This window comes from Gordonia polyisoprenivorans NBRC 16320 = JCM 10675, from assembly GCF_000241325.1.
Lineage (GTDB): Bacteria > Actinomycetota > Actinomycetes > Mycobacteriales > Mycobacteriaceae > Gordonia > Gordonia polyisoprenivorans.
The window spans coordinates 226,509-251,096 of record NZ_BAEI01000077.1 but is presented as its reverse complement, the minus strand read 5'-3'; the positions used below and the strand labels follow the sequence as shown (position 1 = coordinate 251,096).

Genomic DNA, 24,588 nt, shown 5'->3' with positions numbered 1-24,588 from the left:
TTTTGCCGGATATGGACGAGTAACAAGATCATAACAGTGCAGGTAGCGTGTCGAATCGTCACGCCTGTGATTTCGTGTCGCTCCATCCCTCTTCGTCGAAGTGAGTTGTGAATGTCCTCGAGGCGAATCGCGTCGGTTCTGCTGACCGCCCTGCTCACCGTCTGCGCCCTGCTCGCGGGCACGTCCACCGCGTCGGCATGGGGACCGCCCGCCTCGCAGGTCCGCGGTTTCATCAACGCGACGATCAACAACTACGGCATGGATCACCCGGTGTGGGTGCGAGCGTGGCCGTCCCAGACCACCGCCCCGTCGAAGGCGCCGACCATCATCTTCCTCGACGGCCTGCGCGCCACCAACGACTACAACGGTTGGGAACGCGAAACCAACGTCGCCTACCTGTCGCAGCGTGGCTACAACGTGGTCATGCCGATCGGTGGCCAGTCCTCGTTCTACGCCGACTGGAATGCCCCGAGCCCCACGGCCGGCCAGGTGCACCCGTACCGCTGGGAGACGGTGCTCAAGAACAGCCTGCCGCAATTCCTCGACGCCCACGGCTTCCACAACCGCACCCTCGTCGGGCTGTCGATGTCGGCGAGCCAGGCCGTGATGATCGGCAACGAGCGCCGCGACCTGTACTCGCGGGTGGTCTCGATGTCGGGGTTCATGAACATCGTCGCCACCGGCATGCAGACGATGATGCGCGGCGCGGCGTGGGATGCCGGGCACTACGACCTCAACGACATGTGGGGCTGGTTCCCGAATCTGCAGGCGTTCCAGCATTCGCCGACCGAGAACCTGCCGTCGATGAACGGCCTGCACCTGTGGATGTATGCGGGTACGGGCGTGTGGGGCGACCACCAGCCCCCGGGCGCCAACAACACCGACTTCTTCATCACCGGCCTCAACTCGACGGCGATCGAATCGGTTGCCGGTGAACAGAGCCGCACCTTCGCCCTCGCCGCCCCGGCCTTCGGCGTCAAGCTGCGCACCGACTTCCCACTGACCGGCACCCACGCGTGGGGCTACTGGCAGCAGGCGATCTGGAACATCTACAACGCGGGCTGGTTCAAGAACGGCTGAGCGGGGCGCCCCGTCACGGCCTCGAAAGCCGCTGCTTGTACTCGTCGGACATCTGACTGCGCTCGACGTGGTCGGCGAAGTGCTCGCGCGCGTTGATCGACACGAAGATCGAATGGCCAACGGCGACCGGCTGGTCCGGATCGCCGATGTGACCGACCGCCTCGACGTAGATCTTGCGTCGCTGACGGCCGAGCAACCGGGCACTGAGCTGCAGGCGCGAGCCGACGGGCACCGGCGCGAGGAAGTCCACCTCGAGGTGCACGGTCACCGCCGACGGCCCGACGAGTAGCGGCGCGGTGCCCATCACCTCGTCGAACGCGGTCGAGAGCACACCGCCGTGGATCACGCCGGGACCACCTTCCATCCACGGTTCGACGTCCATCTCGGTCTCCACGGTGAAATCTTCGCCCGCCCGGACCACCAGATGCAGCCCGCGGGGCGCATCCTCGCCACATCCCAGGCACATCGGGTTGTGCATACGGATGGGCTCACCCGGTCCGGCGGCCTTCGGATGACGCGTCATGGCCTCGATGTCGGCGGGCACGACGAATCCACCGGGCCGATCGGGACGAGAAGGGGTGCTCACGTCCCGTTACCCTAGTCATGCCGATTCCCGCACGTGTCAGGTGATCGGACGCGATGACGCAGGAAGGGACAACGATGGTCGAGGGAGCCAGAACCGACCAGTACGGGCGCACCGACGCCGGGCGCTCGGAACTGATCAAGGAAACGCTGGCCCGCGTGGCGCCCGGCACCGGTCTGCGCGACGGTCTCGAACGCATCCTGCGCGGCGGTACCGGAGCGTTGATCGTGCTCGGCCACGACTCCGACGTCGAGAAGATCTGTGACGGCGGCTTCCAGCTCGACGTCGAATTCGCCCCGACGCGTCTGCGGGAACTCGCCAAGATGGACGGTGCGGTGGTGCTCTCCACCGACGGCAAACGCATCGTCCGCGCGAATGTACAACTGGTGCCCGATCCGTCGATTCCCACCGAGGAGTCCGGAACGCGCCACCGCGCCGCCGAACGCACCGCCATCCAGACCGGGTATCCGGTGATCTCGGTGAGCGCGTCGATGTCGATCGTCAGCGTCTACGCCGAAGGGGTGCGACGCGTCGTCGAGAGCCCGGACCCGATTCTCTCGCGCGCCAACGTGGCGCTGTCGACCCTCGAGCGCTACAAGGCTCGCCTCGACGAGGTGATCTCGGCGCTCGGCCGCGCCGAGATCGAGGACTACGTCCTACTGCGCGACGCGATGTCGACGGCGCAGCGGATGGAGATGGTCCGCCGGGTGGGTGTCGAGATCGAGGAGTACGTCCTGGAACTGGGCACCAACGGACGACAGGTGAGTCTGCAGCTCGAGGAGTTGATCTCCGAGAACGACACCGTCCGCGAATTACTGGTCCGCGACTACTACGCCAGCCCCGAGCCGGCGACCACCGAGGAGGTGCACCACACCCTCGAGACGGTCGAGGCGCTCTCCGACGCCGACCTCCTCGATCTCACGCTGCTGGCCGGCGCCTTCGGCTACCCGACCACCATCGAGGCCCAGGACACCGCGATGAGCCCGCGCGGCTACCGCATGCTGGCCCGGATCTCACGACTGCAGTTCGCCCACGTCGATCGTCTGGTTCGCAGCTTCGGCACCCTGCAGGCGTTGCTGGCCTCCTCGGCCGCCGACCTGCAGGCCGTCGAGGGCATCGGCAGCATCTGGGCCCGCCACATCCGCGAGGGGCTGTCGCGGCTGGCCGAGTCGAGCATCGAGCGCTACGACTAGCCACGCCGGTCCTCGCCTACCGGTCGTCCTCGCCCAACCGCGGCGGCGCCGTTCGGTAGGTCGGTGGCGTCGCGCTCATCCGAATGGGGTTGGCGATCTGGGTGATCGGACCGTCGCGCCGGGGATCATCGATCTCGACGACCGGCGCGAGCCCGAGTCGCTCGGCGAGTGCGATCGCATCGGCGACGTCGTTGAGCGGTCCACATGGCACGCCACGCGCGGTGAGCACGGTGAACCAGGCGTCGGCGGTGTCGTGTGACAGTGCCTCGTTGAGCAGCCCGACCAGCTCATCGCGGTGTGCCACCCGGGCCTTGTTGGTCGAAAAGTGTTCGTCGGCAGCAAGATCGGGCTGCCCCAGCACATCGGCGAGCGCGGCGAACTGCCGGTCGTTGCCGACGGCGAGCACCAGTGGCCGGTCGGCCGTCGAGAACACCTCGTACGGCGTGATGCTCGGGTGCCTGTTCCCCATGGCGTGCGGCACCACACCCGCGGCCACATACGCCGACGACTGGTTGACCAGGGCCGAAAGCAATGACGAGAGCAGGTTCACCTCGATGCGCTGGCCCTGGCCGGTCACATCCCGATGACGCAGCGCGGCAAGGATACCCACCGCGGCGTGCAGACCGGTGATGACGTCGACCATCGCGACACCGACCTTGGTCGGGGTGTCGGCGTCGGGTCCGGTGATGCTCATCAGACCGCCGACCGCCTGAATCAGCAGATCATAGCCCGGTAGCTGATTGTTGCCGCCGAAGCCGGTGACCGAGCAGTACACGATATCCGGATTACGTTGCGCAACAGCGTCGTATCCGAGACCCAAGCGATCCAGGGTGCCGGGCAGGAAGTTCTCGACGACGACGTCGGCCCGATCGGTCAGCTCGTGGGCAGCGGCCAGCCCGGCGGGGTCGGCGAGGTCGAGGGCCACCGACTCCTTGTTGCGGTTGACCGACAAGAAGTACGACGAGTCCTCACCGACCCACGGCGGACCCCAACTGCGGGTGTCGTCGCCGGTGCCGGGTCGCTCGACCTTGATGACCTCGGCGCCGAGGTCGGCGAGCAGCATCGTGGCGTACGGACCGGCCAGGACCCGACCGAAGTCGGCGATGACCAGCCCGTCCAGGGCGCCCGTCACCGGAACGCGCCCTCCCCGGTCAATGCCTTGCCTATGGTCAGCTGGTGCACCTCCGAGGTGCCCTCGTAGGTGAGTACCGATTCGAGGTTGTTGGCGTGCCGGATCACCGGGTACTCCAAGGTGATCCCGTTGGCGCCCAAGATGGTTCGGCACTCACGAGCGATCGCGATCGCCTCACGCACATTGTTGAGCTTGCCGGTGCTGACCTGTTCCGGGCGCAGTTCGCCCCGGTCCTTGAGTCGGCCGAGGTGATAGGCGAGCAGATGTCCCTTGCCGACCTCGAGTGCCATGTCGGCGATCTTGGTCTGCGTGATCTGGTATGCCGCAAGCGGTTTGTCGAACACGGCGCGGGATTGGGAGTATTCGACGGCCGTTTCGAGGCAGTCGCGGGCGGCACCGATCGCACCGAAGATGATGCCGAAGCGCGCCTCGCCCAGGCTCGTGAGCGGCCCGCGGAGCCCGGCGGCCTCCGGCAGCATCGCCGACGCCGGCAGCCGCACGTCGTCGAGCACCAACTCGGAGGTGACCGAGGCCCGCAGCGACATCTTCTTGGTGATCTCCGGCGCCGAGAACCCCGGGGTGTCGGTCGGGACGACGAATCCCCTGATGCCGCGCGGGGATTCCTCGAGATCGGTCTGCGCCCACACCACCGCGACATCGGCGATCGACCCGTTGGTGATCCACATCTTGGTGCCGTTGAGTACCCAGTCGTCGCCGTCGCGCTTGGCGTTGGTGCGCATCCCCGCGGGATTCGACCCGAAGTCCGGCTCGGTCAGCCCGAAGCATCCGATGGCCTCACCGGCCGCCGTGCGCGGCAACCATTCCTGCTTCTGTTCCTCGCTGCCCCAGTGGTGGATCGAGAACATCGCCAGCGATCCCTGTACCGACACCAGACTGCGGATGCCCGAGTCGACGGCCTCGAGTTCGAGGCAGGCCAGACCGTAGGCGGTCGCACTCGTCCCCGGGCAGCCGTATCCCTCCAGGTGCATGCCGAGGGCGCCGAGCGCACCGAGTTCCTTCGCCAGCTCGCGCGCCGGTAGCGCACCCTTCTCGAACCAGTCGCCGATATGCGGCCGCAGCCGCTCCTGACCGAACTTGCGGACGGTGTCGCGGATGGCGATCTCGTCGGCGTCGAGCAGCGAGTCGAGGGCGAACAGTTGCGTGAGGTCCTGAGCGGGCATGGGCATCCTCCTGGCGGGTGCGAGAACCGTGTGCAATCGTTTGTGAGAACGTTTGCACGATCGTTTGCATCACGTAGGCTATGGCGCATCGCCGCATCCGTCAACAAGCGCGCCGACCCGAGGAAGGACCACCACCGCCGATGCCAGGACAGTCGTCAGACGGCCGGCCGACGCGAGGCGTGCGGGCACCGACGCTCAAGGAGATCGCCGAGCACGCCGGGGTCCACGTGTCGACGGCGTCGCGGGTATTGCGGCAGCCCGAGCCGGTCGACGGTTGGTCGCCCTCGGCCCAGCGGGTGCGTCGCGCCGCCGAGGAACTCGGCTACCGCCGCAACGTCTGGGCGGCCAGCCTGCGTACCCGCAAGACCACGACTCTCGGGGTCGTGATGACCCGCCTGACCGATGGCGTCGTCGCCACGACCTATCAGGGCATCGACGAAGCCGCCACGCGCGCAGGCTATTCGGTGCTGTTGGCGAGCCCACCCGATGACGCCGCCGCCCAACGTGACGCCATCGAGTTGCTGGTCGGCCGCCGGGTCGACGGCCTACTCCTGGGTGGATTACACGCTCCGGCAGCCGAATTCATCGAGTCACTGACGGTGAACGTCCCGATGCTGACGGTCACCCGGCACGCCGACGCCGGCCTGCCCTTCGTCGGTGGGGATGACCGCGGCGGCGGCCGGCTCGCGGCACGACATCTCATCGATCGCGGGTACACCGACCTCGCCGTCATCGGCGGACCCGCACACGCCACCACCGCCACCGACCGGCTCACCGGATTCCTCGACGGCCTCGGCGAGGCGGGAATCGAGTTGCCGCCCAACAGGATCGTGACGTCGGCCTTCGACGTCGACGGAGGTATCGCGGCAGGTCGTCAACTGCTCGACGGGCCCGACCGACCACGCGCGATCTTCACCGTCTCCGACACCATCGCCATCGGCGTGCTCGGCGTGGCCCGCGACCTCGGCCTGCAGATCCCGGCCGACCTCGCGCTCGTCGGCTACAACGACATCCCCATCGCGGCCCAGCTGCCGGTGCCGCTGACAACCGTCGCGTCCCCGGCGCGCCGGATCGGGGCGACCGCGGCTCGTGGCCTGCTCGATCTCATCGAGGGGCGCGACGTCGAATCCGCGTTCCTACCCGTCGAATTGATGGCGCGCGGGACGACTTAGGGCTGGGCGGGCGCCACGAAGTTGAACGTGATCGGCGCCGACTCCTTCTCGCCGAGCTTTCCGATGGCCTGATAGGAGCCGGCGGGCACCGGGGTGCGCGGCTTGTCGCAGCCCGGGTTGCTGGTGGTGCCGGACCACGTGATGGTGTCCTTGACCTGCTGCTGCGGCTGCAACACCTGGTTGTTGACGGTGTTGATCTGCGAGCAGTCGCTCGCGGTCCACAGCGTGCGGGTGCCGTCGAGGGTGCGCACGATCACGTTCTGGGCGGCCTTGCCGACATCGCGTGCACATGCGGAGAGTCCCGCGTTGGTCACGACGATGGTGAACACCGGCTGGCTACCGGTGGTGTAGGTCGGCTTGTCGGTGTAGAGCACGACGGCGATCGAGTTGTCCGGGCACAGCGGCATGTTCGCGTCGGCAGCCGCAGGATTGCCTCCCGGCGCCGGTGGGGCCGCCGAGCCCGACGGCGACGCGCTCGGGTTGGCACTGCTGTCGGCGGGTGCACCGCCGCCACCACCGCCGGTGCCGCCACCGGACGGCGCCTGCGACGGATCGACCGAGGCATTGGTCGTCGCGGTCGACGGTGTCGTCGATGAGGGGGTCGCCTTGGATGCGGTATTCGACGTGTCGTCACCGCCACCCGATTGCGCCCACACGACCAACCCGACCACCAGGGCGAGGACAGCCACCAGCACACCACCGGCGACGATGCGGCGTCGCCAATAGATCTCGGGTGGGAGTGGCCCTTGCGGTTCGATCACGCCCCAACGCTAACGGCCCCGCCGACCGCCCTCGGCGAGGTCGGTCGGCGTGTCGCATGAAACTTGCGGGGCCGGTGAGGTAACGGGGCCGGTGAGGTAACGGGCATCACGCGCGCACCACGGCCCGCGGGCGCCTAGGCCGATTCTGCGTCAGGGAGTTCGGTGTGCTGCACCGGCAGGACGGCCTGACCGCTCACACCGATGTCGCCGTAGACCCCGCGCAGCTGAACAGCGCCCTCGCTGAGGGCGTACGTCAGCCCGACGATGGCCAGCTTTCCCGCGGCGACACGGTCGGCGATGATCCGGCTGCGCTGCATCAGCAGTTGACCGGTCTCAACGACGTGCCGGGCCTCGAACTCGTCGACACGCGTCAGGCCCTCGCTGCGGCCGGCCAGGATGCTGGGCGTCACCCGTTCGACGACGTCGCGGATGTAGCCACCGGGGATCTGCAGGTCGTCGAGCGCGTCGAGGGTCGCCTTGACCGCACCGCAGCTGTCGTGACCGAGGATCACGATCAGGGGCACCTCGAGGACCTCCGCTGCGTATTCGAGCGAACCGAGGACCGCGGAGTCGAGGACGTGACCGGCGGTGCGGACGACGAACATGTCGCCGAGGCCCTGATCGAAGATGATCTCGGCGGCCAGGCGTGAATCCGCACATCCGAACAGCACGACGTGCGGGTTCTGCCCGGCGGCGAGGCGGTGGCGGTCCTCGATACCCTGGCTGGGATGTTGCGATTCTCCGGCGACGAAGCGCCGGTTGCCCTCCAGGAGTACCTGCCATGCACGTTTCGGGGTGAGTCCGATCATGGGAACCAGTCTGCCACCAACCACCGTTCTCGCATGGTTCGATCGCCATGAACGCGATCTGCCCTGGCGTGCACCCGGGCTTCCGGCCTGGCAGATCCTCATCAGCGAGATCATGTTGCAGCAGACCCCGGTGTCCCGGGTGATCGGCCCGTGGACCGAATGGGTACAGCGCTGGCCCAAGCCGTCGGCGATGGCGGCATCGACTCCGGCCGATGTGCTGCGCGCCTGGGGCAAGCTCGGCTATCCCCGGCGTGCGCTGCGTCTGCACGAATGCGCCAAGGTACTGGCCGCCGACCACGCTGACCGCGTCCCCGAGGACGTCGCGACCATGCTGAGTCTGCCGGGCATCGGCGACTACACGGCACGCGCGGTCGCCTGCTTCGCCTACGGACAGGCGGTGCCCGTCGTCGACACCAATGTCCGACGAGTCATCGCGCGGGCGGTGCACGGCCGGGCCGAACCGGGTAATCCGTCCCGCTCGGATCTCGCCGATGCGGAGGCACTGCTCCCGCGGACCCCGCGTGGATCGTTCGCCCGCAACGCGCCCCGTTACTCGGCGGCGCTGATGGAGTTGGGCGCGCTGGTGTGCACCGCGCGCAACCCGCGCTGCGACGACTGCCCCATCACCGGTTGTGCCTGGGTGACGCTGGGCCGGCCCGCCCATGTGGGACCGCGTCGTCGGGTGCAGAAGTTCGCCGGTACCGACCGCCAGGTGCGCGGACTGCTCCTGGACGTGTTGCGCGACAATGATTTTCCGGTCGATCGGACGCGTCTCGACGCGGTGTGGACCACCGACACCCCGCAGCGCGATCGCGCGCTGGACTCATTGCTCACCGACGGCCTCGTCGAACTCACCGCCGACGGTCGGTACTGCCTGGCGGGTGAGGGCTCGTGAGAGGCCGATTCCGGCGCCGGCAACCATCTCCGCCCATCGGAGGACAGATCTCTACAGACCGGATGACACCGTGGGCGCAACTTCACCTGATTGCGGCTTTCACCTGCTAACTTGTCCCCCATGACAGAGCCGCCCAACGAGGGTCCTGACTTCAGCAAGCCGCAACAGCCCGGATACGGTCCGCCGAATCCGCAGGGCCCGGGAACCCCCGATCCCTACGGCTCCACCCAGTACGGGCAGACACCACCCCCGCAGCAGCCGCCGGGCTACGGCCAGCAGCCCCCGTCGTACGGACAGCAGCCTCCCGGATACGGTCAGCAACCCCCACCGTACGGACAGCAGCCGGGTTATGGTGCACCCGAATCCGGTGCTCCGGCAGGCGGATACGGTGCTGTGCCACCCGGGGCCACGCCCCCGCCGTACGGTGCACCCGGTGCCGGGGTACCCGGAGCCCCCGGGGCACCGACGGGTGCTCCGCAGCAGGTCAACGTCGGTGAGGCGCTGAGCTGGGCGTGGGCCCAGTTCAAGGCCAACCCCGGACCGATGATCGTGCCGGGACTAATCATGTTCCTCATCGGCGGTGTCATGGTGGGCGTGTACTTCGCGATCATCGCGCTGTCCACGTCGACGACCACCGAGACCATCGACAACGGGTACGGCGGTACCTACAGCTACAACGTGCAGACCAGCAGCCTCGGAGCCGGTGGCCTGCTCCTCGGAATCGTGCTGTATGTGGTCGTTTTCGTCGCCATCATGTATCTGTCGGCGTCGATGATCACCGGCGCGCTCCGCGTGGCCGACGGTCAGCCGGTTTCCGTGGCGACCTTCCTGAAGCCGGATCGCTTCGGCCCCGTTGTCGGTACCGCCATCGTCGTCGGCCTGATCACCGCGGTCGGCCTGGTGCTCTGCATCATTCCCGGTCTGATCGCGATCTTCCTGCTGCAGTTCTCGATCTTCTTCGTCATCGACAAGAAGCTCGGCCTCGGTGCCGCGATGAGCGCATCGACCAACCTGTCGCGCTCGTCGGTGTCGAACTCGTTGTTGACGCTCGTGGTTGCCTACGTGCTCTCCTACATCGGCACCATCCTCTGCTACATCGGCCTGATCGTGACGTGGCCGCTCGGGCAGCTGTTCTACGCGCACTGCTACCGCCGGCTGACCGGCGGTTATGTCGCGCCGGCGCCGGTGTAGGCGAAAGTCCCTCTCAGCACCGCCCTCTCAGATAACGCCGACGCCCGTCGTCACCTCACGGTGGCGGCGGGCGTCGGCGCATCAGGACCTTCGGTGCGGACTCCCCCAGCTGCCGCAGGATCTCGTCGACCACGTCGCCGATCGGGACGGTGGCGTCGATATCGATGGCATCGGCCGGGACGGGATCAGTGGGGACGGCGTCGTCGCCCTGATGGATGCGCACGATGAGGTCACGCTCGTGCCGTATTCCGCCGAATTCACTCTCGGGCCGCTGGTCGAGCCTTCGACGCAAGGTGACGAGATCGATGCGCAGGACGAAGACGGCGCCGAAGAGGTCGACGAACTCAGCAAGGTTCCTGGACCCGCCGCAGAAGAATGTGGCCGGTCGGATGCAGTCGCCTGCAAGCGCGCGAACCGCGTTGACATTCCAGATGTGGTGCCAGTGCGAGGCACGCCTTCCCGTCGACGTCATTGCGATGCCCGTCGTCGGATCTCCTTGATAGGCAAGGTCCGTATCGCCGTTCACGGCGTGGTGCCCGCGCCGGCGCAGCTCCGAACACACCGACGTCTTACCGCTGCACGACACCCCGGCGATGAGATAGTTGCGCCGACCCATGACGCGAGACTATCCGCGCCGGATATTGCGTTCCAGCAAGTAACGGCCAGATACAGTCGGCCGTTCAGCGCAACCGCGACGACAAACCCGAGAGGAACGCCTCGACGGCCCCGCGATAGAAGTCGGGTGCGTCGTCGTGGATCAGATGACCAGCCCCGGTGGCGAGTAGGTACGTGGCGAAGTCGTTGCCCAACGCCATCTTTCGCATCTGACCGGACGGGGTGACGCCGGCTTGGGCCTCCATCACCAGGCTCGGTACGCCGACTTTCCACCACTGCGCCCAGAAGTCCCGCCGACCCCACTCGTCGGCGATCGCGGTCCAGGTATCCAGGTCGCCGTGCAGCCGTCCGTCGTCAAAGGCCTCATAGAAGTAGCGACCCGCGACCGGACCGAACATCGCGACCGCCTCGGCGGGTGAATCGAACCGCTCCGGCCAGGACGAGAACCACGGGGTCCAGTTCTCGGTGGTGCGGCCGCGGAAATCCGGGGCCATGTCCTCCACCACGAGCGCCGACACCAACTCCGGGTATTGGGCGGCCACACACCACGAGTGCAGCGCGCCCATCGAATGACCAACCAGCACAGCGGGTCCCAGGTCGATCCAGGTGAGGATCTCGGCGAGGTCGGCGACGAACCGCTCGGTCGACACCTGACCCGGATCGGCGAGGACGGCATCGGGGGCACCGGTGTGGAAAGCCGCGTCGAAGGTGAAGACCCGACCGTAGCGCCGTAGCCACGGCACCTGCCGACGCCACGTGCGGCCCCGGCCCATCAGACCGTGGACGAGCACGATCGGACCCACTCCCTGGGCCGGGTCGTCGGCACCGAGTCCCCCGTAGTCGAGCAACCCCCGATCGAGCAGCCCCCGGCCGGCCACACCTCGCGTCACAACCGACGAGATTACCTCCGGCGTCCGATGCGCCCGAAGATCGGCGCTCGCCGTGCGATTCGGACTCGGTGCGGGGTCTAGGCTTTGTGCCATGGCTGTTGTGAAGATCAATGCAATCCACGTCCCCGAGGGCGCCGGGCCCGAACTCGAGAAGCGTTTCGCCCACCGGGCCCATGCGGTCGACGGTTCGAAAGGCTTCCTCGGATTCCAGTTGCTGCGCCCGGTCAAGGGTGACGACCGGTATTTCGTGGTGACCCAGTGGGAGTCCGAGGAGGACTTCCAGGCGTGGGCGGCCGGGCCGGCTCGCGAAGCGCACGCCGGGGAGCGCGCCAAGCCGGTCGCCTCCGGAGCCGACCTCCTCGAGTTCGAGGTGGTCCTCGACGCCAAGCCGAGCTCCTGACGCCCACCGGACCCGAACACTTCGCCGGCGCGCAACCGCGCCCGGCGCCGATGTTCCCGCTCGGGGCCGCACTGCTCCCGGGAGAAAGCCTGCCGCTGCGCATCTTCGAGCCGCGGTACCGGCAGATGTTGCGCGACTGTCTCACCGGTGACGCATCGCCGGACGGATCGACGGCCGACGACCCACCGCTGTCCGGTTTCGGTGTCGTGCTGATCGCACGCGGCCGTGAGGTCGGTGGCGGCGACGTCCGTCACGATGTCGGAACCTTCGCCGACATCGACACCGCCGTGACCGAACCCGACGGTCAGGCCCTGATCTCGTGTACCGGGACCTGGCGGTTCCGGGTCGTCGACTGGCTCCCCGACGACCCGTATCCGCGCGCCCTCATCCGACCGCTGTCCGAACCGTCGCTCGACGACGCGTCGGTGCGGCGACTCACCGGGATCGGCGCTCGCGTGCGCCAACTGGTCGAGGAGTCGTTCGCCGCGCGCGGGGTTCCCCTCGACGACGACGTCCCGCTCTTCGACGCCGCCGACCTGGCCACCGTCGGCGTCTTCGGCTGGGCGGCGCGGCTACCCATCGGGCCGGCCGACCGCCAGGAACTGCTCGAGGCCGCCGACTATCCCACCCGGTGCCACGTGTTCGACGAGGCCGTGGCGACCATGGAAGCCCGGATCCGCTTCGGCGCCTGAGCGGGTTTGTCGAGACCATCGGCGGCAATCAGAACGTGGACAATTAGAACGTGTTCTAGTATCGGTGGTGAAGGCATTTCACACGCGCGCCTCGCCATGTCCGGCGATGTGCCCGCAGGACCGAGGGAGCATCTGTCATGACCGAGACCGTCGAGGCCGGCACCCGCGTCGGGGGCGACCAGACCAGCCTGTACCTGGGAGGCACCTGGGTCGCACCGCATTCCTCCGAGACTCTTGAGGTCTACTCCCCTGCCACCGGCGAACGCGTCGGATCGGTACCGCTGGCCGACGAGACCGATGTGGACACCGCCGTACGCACGGCGCGCGCCGCATTCGACTCGGGCGTGTGGTCGGCGCGACCGGCCGCCGAGCGTGCCGAGATCCTCGAGCGCGTCGCCGACCTGATCGATGCCCGCTTCGACGAGATCGGCGCCGTGGTCTCCGCCGAGATGGGCGCCCCGCCGAGCGCCATCGACATGCTGCAGAAGCTGCCCGGGACGGGTGTGCTGCGGGCCTACGCCGACGCCGCGCGCAACTACCCGTGGCAGGAGTACCGGACCGGACTGTTCGGCACCACGCTGGTCACCCGTGAACCCGTCGGTGTGGTCGGTGCGATCACCGCGTGGAACGTCCCATTGTTCTTGGTGTGCAACAAGTTCGGGGCAGCGCTTGCCGCCGGTTGTTCGGTGGTGCTCAAACCGGCACCGGAGACACCGATGACGGCCAACCTGCTCGCGGAGATCTTCACCGAGGCCGGCGTACCCGAGGGCGTCATCTCGGTGGTGCCCGGCGCGACCGCCACCGGCGAAGCCCTGGTGAATCACCCCGACGTCGACAAGATCACGTTCACCGGTTCGACCGCGGCGGGTAAGGCGATCGGCGCGGCCTGCGCGCAGAGCCTCAAGCGCTGCTCCCTCGAGCTCGGCGGCAAGTCCGCGGCCATCGTCCTCGACGACGTCGACCTCGCCAACATCGGCATGTTGGTGTTCCTGGGGCTGTTCAACACCGGGCAGGCATGCGTCGCGCAGACGCGCGTCCTGGTGCCACGCAGCCGCCACGACGAGATCGTCTCGGCGATGGTCGAGGCGGCCAAGGCGATGAAGGTCGGGTTGCCGACCGATCCGGAGGTCCAGCTCGGCCCGGTGATCAGCGAGCGCCAACTGCAACGCATCGAGGGATACATCGAGGCCGGCAAGAAGGCCGGGGCCACACCGGCATTGGAGAGTACCCGCCCCGCCGATCTGGACGGCGGCCACTTCATCACCCCGACCATCTTCACCGGCGTCACCAACGACATGACGATCGCCCAGGAGGAGATCTTCGGCCCGGTGCTCTCGGTGATCGACTACGACGACGTCGACGAGGCCATCGCGATCGCCAACGACTCCGACTACGGATTGGCCGGGTCGGTGTGGACCTCCGACGTCGAACGCGGCATCGAGATCTCCGGCAGGATCCGCACCGGAACCTTCGGCATCAACTTCTACGCCATCGATCCCGGATCACCGTTCGGCGGCTACAAGAACTCCGGTATCGGTCGCGAATGCGGGCCGGAGGGACTCGAGTCCTTCGTCGAGCACAAGTCGACGATGCTGCCGATGGGGTACGAACCCGCGCAGTAGCCGGTGACGCCCGGGTTGTGTGCGCGCAACTCAGGTGAACAGCATCGGCAGATGCCACAGCCGGGAGTGCGGCTCGATGAGCCAGAGCCGCACCCCGGTCAGGCGGATCAATCGCATGGTGCCGACGATCAGCAGTGCCGCCAGCGGGAGTTCACCGAAGGCCGCGGTCAGCAACGAGATCCAGCGGTCCGCCGGAGCGGCGGTCATGATGTCGAACCACGCATCGCAGATCAGCAGGACACCGGTGGCGAAGCCGGCCAGCACCAGCATCTGTCGGCGCTGCCACGCCAGGACGGCCGTGGTGGCCATCATCGCGACGAGCAGGACGTCGAAACCGACCCAGGTGATCGACCAGTTGTGGGCGACGTAGTCGACCGGAAGGCTCAACCCCAGGAAGACGATCCACGGGATCAGGCCGATCGCACCACCGGCCATGAGCCCGATACGGGCACGTCGAATCCGATTGCGCTTGACCGGATCCGGCAACACGTCGTCGAGCGGGCGGGCCAGACGGACGATCAGCTCGCGGCGGTCCTCGGAGGTCAGGGCGGCGATCTGGTCATCGGTCAGAATGTGATCGCTCATCGCGTCGCCTCCCTGGGGTTACGGGGTCGGCACCACCGATGGCGCGGGCGCGCTCGATGGGGGTGCCGGGGTGGACGAATCACTCGGTCCAGGCAACGGTACCGCTCCGGGCGGCGGGGTCGACACCTGCTGAATCCGGCTGCGGAACGAGTCGTCGGTGATGACGTCGATGTTCTGGATCATCCAGCGACCGTCCTGCTTGACCATCGCGAACGTCAACCGACTCGGGTCGACGCGCACCAGATCCTTGCCGCCACGGCTGACCGACTGATTCATGAAGATCAGGACCGTCGAGGAGTCGCGGGTGTTGGTGACCACCCCGGCGTCCTGGATGACGGCCTGAGAAACCACCTGCTGCTTCTTCACACCCTCGACGAAGTCGATGTTCTGTCCCTGAACGGGATTGGTGATCAGCTTGTCGTACTGGGACTTCGCCGCCCCGGTGACCACCGACTTCGAACTGTTGACGTGGGCTTCGACGTTGCCCGGGTCGTAGCCGAACATCGCGGTGGCGTACGACTTCGCCGCATCCAGCGACGAGTCCCGGGCCTGCTCGGTCCATCGGGCGTCGAGGTAGCGGTAGCCGAGTACCCCGGCGAGCGCCACCGATGCCACGACCAGCAACGCGAGAACGCCCGCGAGAACCTGCGCAACCGAGAGCCGCATCACGTCACCCACTCGAAGTCGGTCATCTTCAGTTCGCCGTTGATCCGGGTGATGTCGACCCGCCAGCGGAAGGTCTGGACGATGGTCTGCTCCTTGGGATCCGTCGGCTTCATCTGCCAGCCGTAGACGACGATCACCGTGCCCTCGTCCGCATCGGCCTTGGTGACGGCGTCGCTGATGACGGTGGACTGCACGTCGAGTTTCTGGTCCCGGATGAGCGAGACCGCTTGCCCCATGGACTCATTGAGTCGTTGCTGGGCGGTGCCACTGGTCTTGTCCGACATGGTCTTCATCGCGGCGTCGACGTTGCCCGGATTGAGACTGGTCATCGTGACCGTCATCTGCTGGGCGAACGACGAGTACTCGGCGCGCAGATCCCGCTGATGGTCGATGCGTCCGAGTGCGATGGCGAACACCGCCGAGGCCACGAGGCATCCGACGATGACGATCACCGCGAGTCCCGTCGCGACCCACGCCAGGATCGAGCGATCCGACCGCGCCCGCAGCGCGGACACCTTGGTGACCGGTGCGGCATCGTCGCCACCCGGGGCGGCAGCCATCCGGCGTTGACGCCGCTCGCGATAGCTCAGGGAGGAGACCAACTCGTCCGGGTCGGCCACCGGGCCGGTGCGCTCGGGTTTGGTCAGGTTCACCGCGGGCGACGGCTGCTCGGGCGTCGCGGTGTCGGTCGGCGCGGTGTCGGTCGGCGCGGTGTCGGTCGGCGCGGTGTCAATCGCCGGCGCCTCGTCGGGCTTGGTCGGTGTACGACGTCGGCGCAGTGGCGCCGACCGGACCGGGGTCCGGGCCTGCGAAGCCGGCGTCACTGGGCGTCCACCGCTCCGGTGATCAGGCTCTGCCATGTGCTGCCTTGTCCTTGCTGATTGTTGTCGGTGCCGGTGCCGGCGTTGTACGTGCGTCCGTCGGGGCCGATGAAGTCACCCGACTCCGGATCGTACGTGGCGCCGTAGACCGCGGGTCCGTCCTCTTGTTCGGTCGGCGTCCCTTGCGTGACATATCCGGCGGGCGCGGGCAGGATGCCCGGAATGCCGTTGGGGAACGGCACCACCCGATTGCTGATCGGTTTGTACCCGGTGCGGCATTCCTCGGGGGTCGGGGCCCGCCTGCCGGGGAATTCCGCACACGGAAAGTTGCGCGCGCCGCGCACGGCGATCTGCGAGTTCTGCGGTACCCGGCACAACATGCCCGGCGGCAGGTCGCGCGCGGTCTGCACGGCGGGGCTGCGCCACTGCGACGGCGGCAGGTAGCCGATGGTGCACGGCGGCGGATCCTGGAAACCCAGCGAGAATTCGACGCTCGGGCCGTACCGCGGGTCGCCGGCGTTCAACGCGGTCAGCAGGGTGTCGATCAGACGCGGATAGATCACCAGGACCTGTTGCAGGTTCGGCAGATACACCGCCGTCGTCTTCGACACCGTGTTGAGGTTGGCCAGCAACAGGGGCAGCGACTGGTCCATCGAGGCGAACAGCTTCTGCGCCGACGACGCCACCGAGGGTCCCTTCTGAAGCAGGTCGGTGATCTCGGGGTTGTTGGCGCGCAACTGATCTGTCACCTTGACCGCGTCGGCGGTCCACGCCCGGATCTGATCGGCGGTGGCCGACTGGGTGGCCATCAACGGTCCCGCCTGTTTGACGAGATCGATGGTCACGTCCGAGTTCTTGTCGGCGTCGTCGACGAGCAGGATCATCGAGTCCATCAGGCGCCGCAGGTCCTCGGCGGTGCCGTTGAACGCGTCGAAGGCCTCGTCGATGAGTGAGCGCAGATTGGCGTCGCCGACACGATTGAGCAAGGTGGTCGCCTGGTCGAGGACCGACGAGATCTCCACCGGCACATCGGTTGTCGACACCGTCGCACCGTCGGCGAGGTAGTCGGAGCTGGAATCGCCGGTGGGCGGGGTGAATTCGACGTACTGCTCACCGACCGCGGACACACTGTGCACCGACGCCGCGGAATTCGTGGGGATCTTGGTGCCACTGTCGATGGACAGGGTCGCCGCCACCCCGTTCTCGGTGAGCCGCACCGACTTGACCTTGCCGACGTTGACGCCGCGGAAGGCCACGTTGGCGTTCTCATACAGCCCACCGGTGTTGGGCAACTGGAGGGTCACCGCATACCGCCCGACCCCGAACATCGCCGGAATGCGCACGTAGAACAGGGCCATCGCGACGATCGCGATGACGGTGACGATCGCGAAGATGATCAGCTGGATGCGGACGAAACGGGTGATCTTCATCAGTTGCCGCCTCCGTTCGATCCCGGGGTGTTCTGGGTGGCCGGAATGGGAGGGGCGTTCTCCGAGCGGGTTTCGTCACCCGGCTGCAGCGGCGAGGTGAACGGGTTGAGACCGCGTCCGGCTGCGCCGGCGGGCTGGCCGGTGACGCCCTCCGGGCCGACGACGCCGACCGACCGCAGGATGCTGCGTTGCAGCTTGGGGATCGTGAGGTCGAGGACGAGGTCGGAGTTGATGTAGTCGCCCTTGACCATCGTCGGGATCTCCTCCTCCAGGAACGGGAAGGTGAGAAGCAGGCGCAGCGAGCCCGGCAGCGCCGGACCGGCGGCGGCCAGACCCTGGAAGGCCTTGGCCATGTTGGCCACGATCGTCTTGATGTCCTGCGAATTCGCATCGAGGACGTCGTTGGTCGTCGACGACAGACGCCCGACCGCGTCGAGCGCGTTGACGAACTGCTGGCGTTGATCGTTGAGGAGCTTGAGGATCTGCGGGCCGTCGCGCAACGCCTTCTGCAGCGTCGGCGTCTGCTGATTGACCGCGACGGTGAGCCGGTCGAGACCCTCGCCGGCGCGAATGATGTTGTCGGTCTGGTTGTTCAGGTCGCCGACGAGCGTGGTCAGCTGCGGGATCAGGGCCCGGATCTGCTGGTCGTGGCCGTCGAAGATCTGGCTCATCTCGTGGACGATGTCGCCGAACTGCGACAGCCCACCACCGTTGAGCACCACCGACAACGCGCTGAGGACCTGCTCGGTGGTCGGATAGTTGCAGCCGGCCACCTGTTGGGCCGAATTGATATCGGCGACAGCGGTTTCGGTCGGCTGGGCGATGTTGTCGACCTTCGGGCATTTCGGCAGCGGGATCTGATCACCGGGCTGCATGTAGCCCGTGGCGGTACCCGTCGGCTCCACGATCTCGAGGTGGGTCGACCCGAGCACGCTTGTCATCCCGACCATCACGTGCGATCCGTCGGCCACCTTCACGCCCGGGTTGAGCCGGATGTCGACCTTGGCGTTCCAGCCGGGTGCGACGCTGATCGACCCGATGCTGCCGACGGTGGCGTCGTCGATGAGCACGGGCGCGTTGTTGGTCAGGCCCGCAGCGCTCGGGATGACGGCGCTGATCTTGTACGAACCGTCGCCGGTGCCCTGCGCGCCGGGTACCGGCAGGCTGTTGACGCCGTTGAAGCCGCACGCCGTGGCCAGCACCGTCACCGTGGCGACGAGCAGGGTCAGGCGTAGGTCACGCCACCGCAGTCGGCGCATCAGCCCGCACCGCCCCACGGGACGAGCAGGTCGGCGAGCGGCCCGCCACCGTCGGCGCGCCGGGTCGCCGCGTCCTGGTTTCGGATGCCCTGCTGGGCGCGCGCGGCCACGTCGGCGTTCTGGTAGGTCACCTGGCCGGGTGTCGCGTTGATGCCGTTGACCGGGTTGGACATGAACGGTGGGTAGGCGACGACGATGGACTGCAGTACGGGTGCCAGGGTGTCGACGCACTTGTCGATGTCGACCTGGCTCTGGCCGGGCCGGTTGTTGGCCTCCATCGTGCCGCACAGCAGCGTGATCAGGTTGTTGCCCATACCGAGTCCGAACACCCCGGACAACGATCCGGTCAGCGGGTTGTAGATGTTGTAGAAGTTGGCGAGCTGGTTGGGCGCCGAATGCAGCAGCCCACGCATCTGTTCGTCCTTGGCGGCCAGGATGCCGGTGGTCTGCGCCAGCCGCGACACCGCGCCGGTCAACGAGTTCTGGTTGGTGTTGATGAAGTTCTGGACGTCGGTCATCGCCGAATCCAGATTGTGCAGAGCGCCGTTGAGTTGATCGGTGTTGTCGGCGAGCACGCTCGTCACCGATGCGATACGTCCGTTGAACTGCACCATCTGCTCGTGGCTCGACGAAAGCGCATCGGTCAACTTCTGCAGGTTGCGGATGGTGGTGAACAGATCATCACGCCCCGACACCAACGTTCCCATCACGTCGGAGAGCTGGGTGATCGAGCTGTTGATGGATTGCCCTGCGCCGTCGAGGTTTTGCGCGCCGACGTCGATGGCGCGCGCCGCGGCACCCGGGTCGGCGCCGTTGGGGCCGACCGCATCGGTCAGTCGCTGCAGTTGCTGTTTGACCTGATCCCACTCCATCGGGACGGCGGTCCGCTCCATCGGGATGTCGGTGCCGTCGGTCATCTGCGGGCCCGACGAGTACACCGGGGTCAGCTGGATGAAGCGGCCCGACACCAGGCTCTGGGCGACGACGACCGCACGTGCGTCGACGGGGATCTTGACGCTGCGATCGACATCCATCTCGACCTTGACGTCACCGCTGCGCGGGGTGATCGAGGTGACGTGACCGACGTTGACGCCGAGCACCCGCACCGGGTCGCCGTTGTAGAGGCCGGTGGTCGTGGCGAAGTAGGCGGTCAGCCGGGTGTTGGTGACCCGGTGGTAGCCGATGTACCCGGCCACCACGAGCAGTACGAGCAACACCAGCAACGCGATGATCTGCCATGCGCGCTTGCCGATTCCGAGACGTCCGGTCATCTCAACCACCTGGCCTGGTCGTCGGGGTCGAGGGCGGCGGGGTGGGAATCGTCGGCGAGGGCACGGGCGTGCGGGGCGGGGGGTTGGCGCCCGGTGCCTGGCTCCACGCGTTGGGCAGCAACGGGAATCCCGAATACGAGAAGGCTTGCGCGACTTCGGGGTACTTCTGCTGCAGCACCTTCATGAACGTGGCGGTGTAGTCACCGAAGGTGCTGACGCCGACCAGCGAGTCGAAGTTGGGTCCGTTGGCGACCGATTCGCCGAGGGCGTTGGCGAACGGGCCGAGCCGGTCGACGGTCTCCTTGAGGTTGTTCTCGTTGTCGTTGAGGATGTCGAGCACCTTGTTGAACTTGTCGAGCACCGGCGTCAGCTGGGCGTTGTTGTCGTTGATGAATCCGCTGATCTGCGCGGCGACATCGCGTGTGCCGCTGATGAGCTCGGCGATCGCCGCACGCCGGAACTGCAGCTCGCCGAGCAACATGTTGGCGTCGAGGAGCAGTTGGTTGAGCTGCTTGCTGCGGTCACCGATGACCTGGGTGACACCGGAGGCCTTGGCCAGCAGCTCACGCAGCGCATTGTCGCGGTCGGCGACCGCCTTGGACAGCTTCGCGACACCGTCGACGGCGCCCTGGACCTGGTCCGGGGTGGCCGAGAACGTCACCGACAGAGTGTCCAGCGCCTTGTTGAGTTCGGCGGTGTTGGTCTGCGAGAGGGTGTCGGTCGCATTGTCGAGGGCGTCGGTCAGCGAGTACGGGGCGACGGTGTTGCGGTTGGGGATCTCCCCACCCGGCTCGATCCGCCCGGTCCCGTGCGGCAGGATCGTCAGATTCCGTCGGCCCAGGACGGTTTCGGTCTTGATCGCGGCCTGGGTGTCGGTACCCATCGAGACCGTGTCGTTCATCCGGAAACTGACGGCGGCCTTGGTTCCGGCGTCGGTCGACGCCAGGCGGATACCCTCCACGGTGCCCACGTCGACCCCGGCGACGGTCACGATGTCGCCGGTGACCAGACCGCCCGCGTCGTCGAAGTAGGCGGTGTAGGTGCTGATCGGCGAGATCAGCGGCAGCTTGTCCATCTGCAGGGCCACCACGACCACCATCGCGGTCACCACGATGCCGATCAGACCGATCTGCCTGCGGGTCCGCCCGCCACGCTTGTTCTCGCGGGCGACATCGGCCTCATCCGACCCGGACCGATTGCTGCGGAACAGATTCCCGAACGGACCCCTACTCGTTCCCGACGTACTCATGATTGCGACGAACACCTCCCCCCGGCCTTGGTGGTGTCCCCCATGACGTCGTTGGAGGTGAAGAAATACTGTTTGCCGTCCGGACCACTGAGCAGCAGGCGAATCCGGCAGAAGTAGATCTGCAACCAGGCGCCATAGCTACCGAGATTCGAGAGCATCTTGTAGTCGTTGGGCAGGCGCGGCAGCAGCGACCGCAGGAACGGTTCGGCCGCAAGCACATTGTCCGAGGCGACGCCGATGCTGGTCAGGGTGGACTTGAGTCCGGGGCGGGTCGACGACAACAGGTCGGCGAGTCCATCGGTCACCTGCGCGGTCTGGGTCAGCGAGTTGCCGATGGTGCCGCGCTGCGCCGACAGTCCGGTGATGAGCATCTGCATCTGGTCGAGGCTGGTGTCGAGGCCACCGCGGTCGCCGTCGAGGGTGCCGAGCATCTGATTCAGGTTGTCGATGACGCTGTCGATCAACTGATCCCGGTCACCGAGGGCGTTGGTGAACGAGGCGGTGTCGGCGAGCAGTTTGTTCAGCGCCGGACCCTGCCCCTGGAAGACGGCCACCAGCGAGGTCGACAGTTCGTTGACCTCGTTGGCGTCGAGGGTGCGGAACAACGGTTTGAATCCGCCGAGGAGCTTGTCGAGGTCGAGTGCCGGTTCGGTCTGCGAGGCCGGGATCTCATCCGATGGCGCGAGGGTGTCGTCGGGGTCGCCGGGTCCCTGCTGCAACTCGAGATACCGGTCGCCGGTGAGGTTTTCGTAACGGATCAGCGCGCGCACCGACTTGGGCAGCTTGTACTGGTCGTCGACGGAGAACTTCACCAGCGCCTCGTTGTCGGGGGTCAACGAGACGTTGTCGACCGAGCCCACCTCGACACCGGCGATCTTGACCTTGCTGCCCGACTTGATCTGCGAGGCGCTGGTGAACAGCGCCCGGTAGTCGTCGGAGCTGCCGGACCGGTAGTTGCTGAACACGACGACGAGTCCGATGAACACCAGCACCATCACGATGGCGAAGGCGCCGAGTTTGATGACGGTCGCGCGGAACGCGCGTGCGCGGTTATCCAAGGTCGGGCTCCCCGAACAAGAGCTGGAAGAGCTTCTCCCGGTTGACCTTCGGCGTCATCCGCGGCTGGTAGGGCACCGGCGCGTTGTCGGTCACGTAGAACTTCGAGTGCTCGGTCGTGTTGGGATTGCTCAGCCCGCCCGCGCAGGTCGGAGAGCCCTGGGCGTCGACCCGCGGCAGACTGTTCGGATAGGTGTAGGGCTCCTTGCCCGGCAGCAATCCGGCGTAGAGCTTCAACATGCCGTTCTCGCCGCCCTCGTAGGGTTTGGCCATGTCGGCACCGATCGCCGTGGTGCGCAGGAAGCACGAGATACCCGGTGACTGGTATCCGAGAAGCTGTGACACCGGGTCGAATTGGGACAGCGTCGCCATCAGGTCGGCCTTCGACGGGGCCAGGACGTCGTTGTTGATCGTGTTGGCCATGCCGGTCACGTTGATCAACAGCGCATCGAAGTTGGAGGCGTTGTCGCGCAACGTGTTCCCCGTGTACACCGCGTTGTCGATGGTGCGCATGAGATCACCCATCACATCGCCGTAGACATTGGTCACCGTGGCCGTCTGGCGGATCAGCTCGTCGAGTTCGGGCAGATGCGGATTGGTCTTGCCGAGCAGCCCCGACAGCGTGCCCAGCGAATTGCCGATGTCGGCGCCACGGCCGGACAATGCCGTGTTGACCGCGCCGACGGTGGCGTTGAGTTTGTCGGGCTGGATGTCGGCGAGTACCGCGACCAACTGCTGATAGACGGTGTTGAGTTCGACGACGACGTGTTGGGCGTCGATGTTCTGGCCGGGCTGCAATTGTCCACTCGGTCCCGTCGTCGGCACCTCGAAGTACACCGACTTGGCCCCGAACACGGTGTTGGACTTGATCTGTGCGGTCACGTTGCCGGGGATCTGCGACATCTGATCGGAGTTGATGTCGAGGGCGAGCACCGCGTGGTCACCGGTCTCGGTGATCGATTTGACCGTGCCCACCTGCACCCCGCGTAGGCGCACCTTGGCGTCGGGACTCATCACCAGGCCGGCACGCGGCGCCTGCAGGGTCACCCGCTCGGTGGAGGCGAACCAACCGAGGAACGACCCGGAGGCGGCGGCGATGATCGCGATCAGCCCGCCCACCATGATGACCGCGGCCAGCTTGCGTACCCAGTTACTGCGTCCCTGTCGACTCGCCATCCCTCAGCCCGCCAGATTGAACTTGCCGTCGGACCCGTAGATGGCCAACGAGGTGAGCAGGGTGATGACGACGACCACGACCAGCGACGCGCGCACCGCGTTGCCGACCGCCACGCCCACGCCGACGGGACCGCCGGTCGCGTTGTAGCCGTAGTAGGTGTGGATGAGCATGACCGCGATCGCCATGCAGATGGCCTGCACGAACGACCACAGGATGTCCGACGGGATGAGGAAGGTGTCGAAGTAGTGGTCGTAGACGCCGGGTGACTGTCCGTAGATGAACACCGTCGCAAACCGGCTGGCGAGGAAGGAGGCCAACGAGGCCAGCGAGTACAGCGGGATGATCGCGATCATCCCGGCGACGATGCGGGTGCTCACCAGGTACGGGATCGAGGCGATGGCCATGGTCTCGAGGGCGTCGATCTCCTCACTGACCCGCATCGCGCCCAATTGTGCTGTGGCACCGGCCCCGATCGTCGCGGCCAGGGCGATGCCGGAGATCACCGGGACCGCGATGCGCACATTGATGAACGCGGAGAAGAAGCCGGTGAGCGCCTCGACACCGATGTTGGCCAGCGAGCTGTAGCCCTGCACGGCGATGGTGCCGCCGGTGAACAGGGTGAGGAAGCCGACGACCACGACGGTGCCGCCGATCATCGCGAGAGCGCCCGTACCCATGGAGATCTCGGCGATCAGCCGCAGCGTCTCCTTCTTGTAGAGGCGGACCGCACGCGGGATCGACACGACGCTGTCCCAGTAGAACAGCGCCTGATCGCCGATCTGGTTCCAGTCCTCGCCTGCGCGCTTGACCGCAACGCGCGCGGTGCGCAGCCGGGTGGTGAACGGAAGTACCATCGCT

25 protein-coding genes are annotated in these 24,588 nt (G+C 66.9%); 8 read left to right on the top strand and 17 right to left on the bottom strand.

Features of this window, described 5'->3' with window-relative positions:
- Nucleotides 1-111: 111 nt before the first annotated feature.
- On the top strand, nucleotides 112-1,080 hold the full coding sequence (locus GOPIP_RS22025; protein ID WP_006372020.1) for an alpha/beta hydrolase: 969 nt from the start codon (nucleotides 112-114) through the stop codon (nucleotides 1,078-1,080).
- Between the two features lie 13 nt (nucleotides 1,081-1,093).
- On the opposite strand, the gene GOPIP_RS22020 is transcribed toward GOPIP_RS22025, so the two are convergent.
- Nucleotides 1,094-1,666 carry a PaaI family thioesterase gene (locus tag GOPIP_RS22020; protein WP_035728635.1) on the bottom strand — a complete coding sequence of 191 codons (573 nt, stop codon included), beginning with the start codon at nucleotides 1,664-1,666 and terminating at the stop codon, nucleotides 1,094-1,096.
- Nucleotides 1,667-1,740: 74 nt separating this feature from the next.
- Between GOPIP_RS22020 and disA the strand changes: the two genes are divergently transcribed.
- The gene (gene disA, locus GOPIP_RS22015; RefSeq protein WP_006372018.1) at nucleotides 1,741-2,856 is read left to right on the top strand and encodes a DNA integrity scanning diadenylate cyclase DisA; all 1,116 of its coding nucleotides are present in this window, start codon (nucleotides 1,741-1,743) and stop codon (nucleotides 2,854-2,856) included.
- A 16-nt stretch (nucleotides 2,857-2,872) separates the two neighbouring features.
- Here disA and GOPIP_RS22010 read toward each other — a convergent pair whose 3' ends face one another.
- Together GOPIP_RS22010 and GOPIP_RS22005 are read right to left on the bottom strand one after the other, a co-directional pair.
- Nucleotides 2,873-3,988, bottom strand: coding sequence for a CaiB/BaiF CoA transferase family protein (locus tag GOPIP_RS22010; RefSeq protein WP_006372017.1), 1,116 nt, complete (start codon nucleotides 3,986-3,988; stop codon nucleotides 2,873-2,875).
- A complete protein-coding gene (locus tag GOPIP_RS22005) occupies nucleotides 3,985-5,169 on the bottom strand; it encodes an acyl-CoA dehydrogenase family protein (RefSeq protein WP_006372016.1) in 1,185 nt (394 codons plus the stop codon). Before GOPIP_RS22005 ends, GOPIP_RS22010 begins: the two co-directional genes overlap by 4 nt.
- A 140-nt stretch (nucleotides 5,170-5,309) precedes the next feature.
- Here GOPIP_RS22005 and GOPIP_RS22000 point away from each other — a divergent pair, with 140 nt between their 5' ends.
- Nucleotides 5,310-6,341 (top strand): LacI family DNA-binding transcriptional regulator, encoded by a 1,032-nt coding sequence (locus GOPIP_RS22000; protein WP_014361488.1) that lies wholly within the window; start codon nucleotides 5,310-5,312, stop codon nucleotides 6,339-6,341.
- Here GOPIP_RS22000 and GOPIP_RS21995 read toward each other — a convergent pair.
- Complete coding sequence (locus tag GOPIP_RS21995) at nucleotides 6,338-7,102, bottom strand: hypothetical protein (RefSeq protein ID WP_006372014.1); 765 nt, start codon at nucleotides 7,100-7,102, stop codon at nucleotides 6,338-6,340. The genes GOPIP_RS22000 and GOPIP_RS21995 overlap by 4 nt on opposite strands.
- A 134-nt stretch (nucleotides 7,103-7,236) precedes the next feature.
- Nucleotides 7,237-7,911, bottom strand: coding sequence for a carbonic anhydrase (locus GOPIP_RS21990; RefSeq protein WP_006372013.1), 675 nt, complete (start codon nucleotides 7,909-7,911; stop codon nucleotides 7,237-7,239).
- On the opposite strand from GOPIP_RS21990, the gene GOPIP_RS21985 reads away from it, so the two are divergent.
- Together GOPIP_RS21985 and GOPIP_RS21980 are read left to right on the top strand one after the other, a co-directional pair.
- Nucleotides 7,910-8,806, top strand: a complete 897-nt coding sequence (locus GOPIP_RS21985) for an iron-sulfur binding domain-containing protein (protein ID WP_006372012.1) — start codon at nucleotides 7,910-7,912, stop codon at nucleotides 8,804-8,806. The two genes, GOPIP_RS21990 and GOPIP_RS21985, sit on opposite strands and share 2 nt — an antisense overlap.
- A gap of 120 nt (nucleotides 8,807-8,926) precedes the next feature.
- On the top strand, nucleotides 8,927-9,997 hold the full coding sequence (locus tag GOPIP_RS21980; protein ID WP_006372011.1) for a DUF2189 domain-containing protein: 1,071 nt from the start codon (nucleotides 8,927-8,929) through the stop codon (nucleotides 9,995-9,997).
- Nucleotides 9,998-10,052: 55 nt separating this feature from the next.
- Here GOPIP_RS21980 and GOPIP_RS21975 read toward each other — a convergent pair whose 3' ends face one another.
- Nucleotides 10,053-10,613, bottom strand: a complete 561-nt coding sequence (locus GOPIP_RS21975; RefSeq protein WP_006372010.1) for an AAA family ATPase — start codon at nucleotides 10,611-10,613, stop codon at nucleotides 10,053-10,055.
- 64 nt (nucleotides 10,614-10,677) lie between these two features.
- Nucleotides 10,678-11,490: an alpha/beta fold hydrolase gene (locus GOPIP_RS21970; RefSeq protein WP_006372009.1), complete on the bottom strand. Its 813-nt coding sequence runs from the start codon at nucleotides 11,488-11,490 to the stop codon at nucleotides 10,678-10,680.
- Between the two features lie 103 nt (nucleotides 11,491-11,593).
- Between GOPIP_RS21970 and mhuD the strand changes: the two genes are divergently transcribed.
- From mhuD to GOPIP_RS21955, 3 genes are all read left to right on the top strand, one after another.
- On the top strand, nucleotides 11,594-11,902 hold the full coding sequence (gene mhuD / locus GOPIP_RS21965; RefSeq protein ID WP_006372008.1) for a mycobilin-forming heme oxygenase MhuD: 309 nt from the start codon (nucleotides 11,594-11,596) through the stop codon (nucleotides 11,900-11,902).
- 50 nt (nucleotides 11,903-11,952) lie between these two features.
- Nucleotides 11,953-12,594, top strand: coding sequence for an LON peptidase substrate-binding domain-containing protein (locus GOPIP_RS21960; RefSeq protein ID WP_006372007.1), 642 nt, complete (start codon nucleotides 11,953-11,955; stop codon nucleotides 12,592-12,594).
- Nucleotides 12,595-12,731: 137 nt separating this feature from the next.
- The gene (locus GOPIP_RS21955) at nucleotides 12,732-14,216 is read left to right on the top strand and encodes an aldehyde dehydrogenase (RefSeq protein ID WP_006372006.1); all 1,485 of its coding nucleotides are present in this window, start codon (nucleotides 12,732-12,734) and stop codon (nucleotides 14,214-14,216) included.
- Between the two features lie 30 nt (nucleotides 14,217-14,246).
- Here the strand turns inward: GOPIP_RS21955 and GOPIP_RS21950 are convergent, their stop codons facing one another.
- Genes GOPIP_RS21950 through GOPIP_RS21905 form a run of 10 tightly spaced genes read right to left on the bottom strand, consistent with a single transcriptional unit; the run spans nucleotide 14,247 to nucleotide 24,584 of the window.
- Entirely contained in the window at nucleotides 14,247-14,801 is a 555-nt protein-coding gene (locus GOPIP_RS21950) for a hypothetical protein (protein ID WP_006372005.1), read from the bottom strand.
- Between the two features lie 18 nt (nucleotides 14,802-14,819).
- Nucleotides 14,820-15,467, bottom strand: a complete 648-nt coding sequence (locus GOPIP_RS21945) for a hypothetical protein (protein ID WP_210739115.1) — start codon at nucleotides 15,465-15,467, stop codon at nucleotides 14,820-14,822.
- On the bottom strand, nucleotides 15,467-16,291 hold the full coding sequence (locus tag GOPIP_RS21940; RefSeq protein WP_006372003.1) for an Rv1363c family protein: 825 nt from the start codon (nucleotides 16,289-16,291) through the stop codon (nucleotides 15,467-15,469). Before GOPIP_RS21940 ends, GOPIP_RS21945 begins: the two co-directional genes overlap by 1 nt.
- Nucleotides 16,288-17,718: an MCE family protein gene (locus tag GOPIP_RS21935; RefSeq protein ID WP_006372002.1), complete on the bottom strand. Its 1,431-nt coding sequence runs from the start codon at nucleotides 17,716-17,718 to the stop codon at nucleotides 16,288-16,290. Before GOPIP_RS21935 ends, GOPIP_RS21940 begins: the two co-directional genes overlap by 4 nt.
- Nucleotides 17,718-18,977: an MCE family protein gene (locus GOPIP_RS21930; RefSeq protein ID WP_006372001.1), complete on the bottom strand. Its 1,260-nt coding sequence runs from the start codon at nucleotides 18,975-18,977 to the stop codon at nucleotides 17,718-17,720. Before GOPIP_RS21930 ends, GOPIP_RS21935 begins: the two co-directional genes overlap by 1 nt.
- Nucleotides 18,977-20,248 carry an MCE family protein gene (locus tag GOPIP_RS21925; RefSeq protein ID WP_006372000.1) on the bottom strand — a complete coding sequence of 424 codons (1,272 nt, stop codon included), beginning with the start codon at nucleotides 20,246-20,248 and terminating at the stop codon, nucleotides 18,977-18,979. Before GOPIP_RS21925 ends, GOPIP_RS21930 begins: the two co-directional genes overlap by 1 nt.
- Before the next feature lies 1 nt (nucleotide 20,249).
- The gene (locus GOPIP_RS21920; RefSeq protein ID WP_035728673.1) at nucleotides 20,250-21,497 is read right to left on the bottom strand and encodes an MCE family protein; all 1,248 of its coding nucleotides are present in this window, start codon (nucleotides 21,495-21,497) and stop codon (nucleotides 20,250-20,252) included.
- Nucleotides 21,494-22,555, bottom strand: coding sequence for an MCE family protein (locus GOPIP_RS21915; protein ID WP_006371998.1), 1,062 nt, complete (start codon nucleotides 22,553-22,555; stop codon nucleotides 21,494-21,496). The genes GOPIP_RS21920 and GOPIP_RS21915 overlap by 4 nt, the downstream gene beginning before the upstream one ends.
- Nucleotides 22,548-23,729, bottom strand: a complete 1,182-nt coding sequence (locus GOPIP_RS21910) for an MCE family protein (protein ID WP_006371997.1) — start codon at nucleotides 23,727-23,729, stop codon at nucleotides 22,548-22,550. Before GOPIP_RS21910 ends, GOPIP_RS21915 begins: the two co-directional genes overlap by 8 nt.
- A gap of 3 nt (nucleotides 23,730-23,732) precedes the next feature.
- Nucleotides 23,733-24,584 carry an MlaE family ABC transporter permease gene (locus GOPIP_RS21905; protein ID WP_006371996.1) on the bottom strand — a complete coding sequence of 284 codons (852 nt, stop codon included), beginning with the start codon at nucleotides 24,582-24,584 and terminating at the stop codon, nucleotides 23,733-23,735.
- Between the last annotated feature and the right edge of the window lie 4 nt (nucleotides 24,585-24,588).

Bases quoted from the DNA above. Each gene is read 5' to 3' on its own strand.
- GOPIP_RS21950 (WP_006372005.1), bottom strand. From the start codon at position 14,801: ATGAGCGATCACATTCTGACCGATGACCAGATCGCCGCCCTGACCTCC.
- GOPIP_RS21925 (WP_006372000.1), bottom strand. From the start codon at position 20,248: ATGACCGGACGTCTCGGAATCGGCAAGCGCGCATGGCAGATCATCGCG.
- mhuD (WP_006372008.1), top strand. From the start codon at position 11,594: ATGGCTGTTGTGAAGATCAATGCAATCCACGTCCCCGAGGGCGCCGGG.
- GOPIP_RS21920 (WP_035728673.1), bottom strand. From the start codon at position 21,497: ATGAGTACGTCGGGAACGAGTAGGGGTCCGTTCGGGAATCTGTTCCGC.
- GOPIP_RS22025 (WP_006372020.1), top strand. From the start codon at position 112: ATGTCCTCGAGGCGAATCGCGTCGGTTCTGCTGACCGCCCTGCTCACC.
- GOPIP_RS21990 (WP_006372013.1), bottom strand. From the start codon at position 7,911: ATGATCGGACTCACCCCGAAACGTGCATGGCAGGTACTCCTGGAGGGC.
- GOPIP_RS21960 (WP_006372007.1), top strand. From the start codon at position 11,953: ATGTTCCCGCTCGGGGCCGCACTGCTCCCGGGAGAAAGCCTGCCGCTG.
- GOPIP_RS21930 (WP_006372001.1), bottom strand. From the start codon at position 18,977: ATGCGCCGACTGCGGTGGCGTGACCTACGCCTGACCCTGCTCGTCGCC.
- disA (WP_006372018.1), top strand. From the start codon at position 1,741: ATGGTCGAGGGAGCCAGAACCGACCAGTACGGGCGCACCGACGCCGGG.
- GOPIP_RS21975 (WP_006372010.1), bottom strand. From the start codon at position 10,613: ATGGGTCGGCGCAACTATCTCATCGCCGGGGTGTCGTGCAGCGGTAAG.
- GOPIP_RS21945 (WP_210739115.1), bottom strand. From the start codon at position 15,467: ATGCGGCTCTCGGTTGCGCAGGTTCTCGCGGGCGTTCTCGCGTTGCTG.
- GOPIP_RS21980 (WP_006372011.1), top strand. From the start codon at position 8,927: ATGACAGAGCCGCCCAACGAGGGTCCTGACTTCAGCAAGCCGCAACAG.
- GOPIP_RS21955 (WP_006372006.1), top strand. From the start codon at position 12,732: ATGACCGAGACCGTCGAGGCCGGCACCCGCGTCGGGGGCGACCAGACC.
- GOPIP_RS21910 (WP_006371997.1), bottom strand. From the start codon at position 23,729: ATGGCGAGTCGACAGGGACGCAGTAACTGGGTACGCAAGCTGGCCGCG.
- GOPIP_RS22005 (WP_006372016.1), bottom strand. From the start codon at position 5,169: ATGCCCGCTCAGGACCTCACGCAACTGTTCGCCCTCGACTCGCTGCTC.
- GOPIP_RS21905 (WP_006371996.1), bottom strand. From the start codon at position 24,584: ATGGTACTTCCGTTCACCACCCGGCTGCGCACCGCGCGCGTTGCGGTC.
- GOPIP_RS21985 (WP_006372012.1), top strand. From the start codon at position 7,910: ATGGGAACCAGTCTGCCACCAACCACCGTTCTCGCATGGTTCGATCGC.
- GOPIP_RS22000 (WP_014361488.1), top strand. From the start codon at position 5,310: ATGCCAGGACAGTCGTCAGACGGCCGGCCGACGCGAGGCGTGCGGGCA.
- GOPIP_RS21935 (WP_006372002.1), bottom strand. From the start codon at position 17,718: ATGAAGATCACCCGTTTCGTCCGCATCCAGCTGATCATCTTCGCGATC.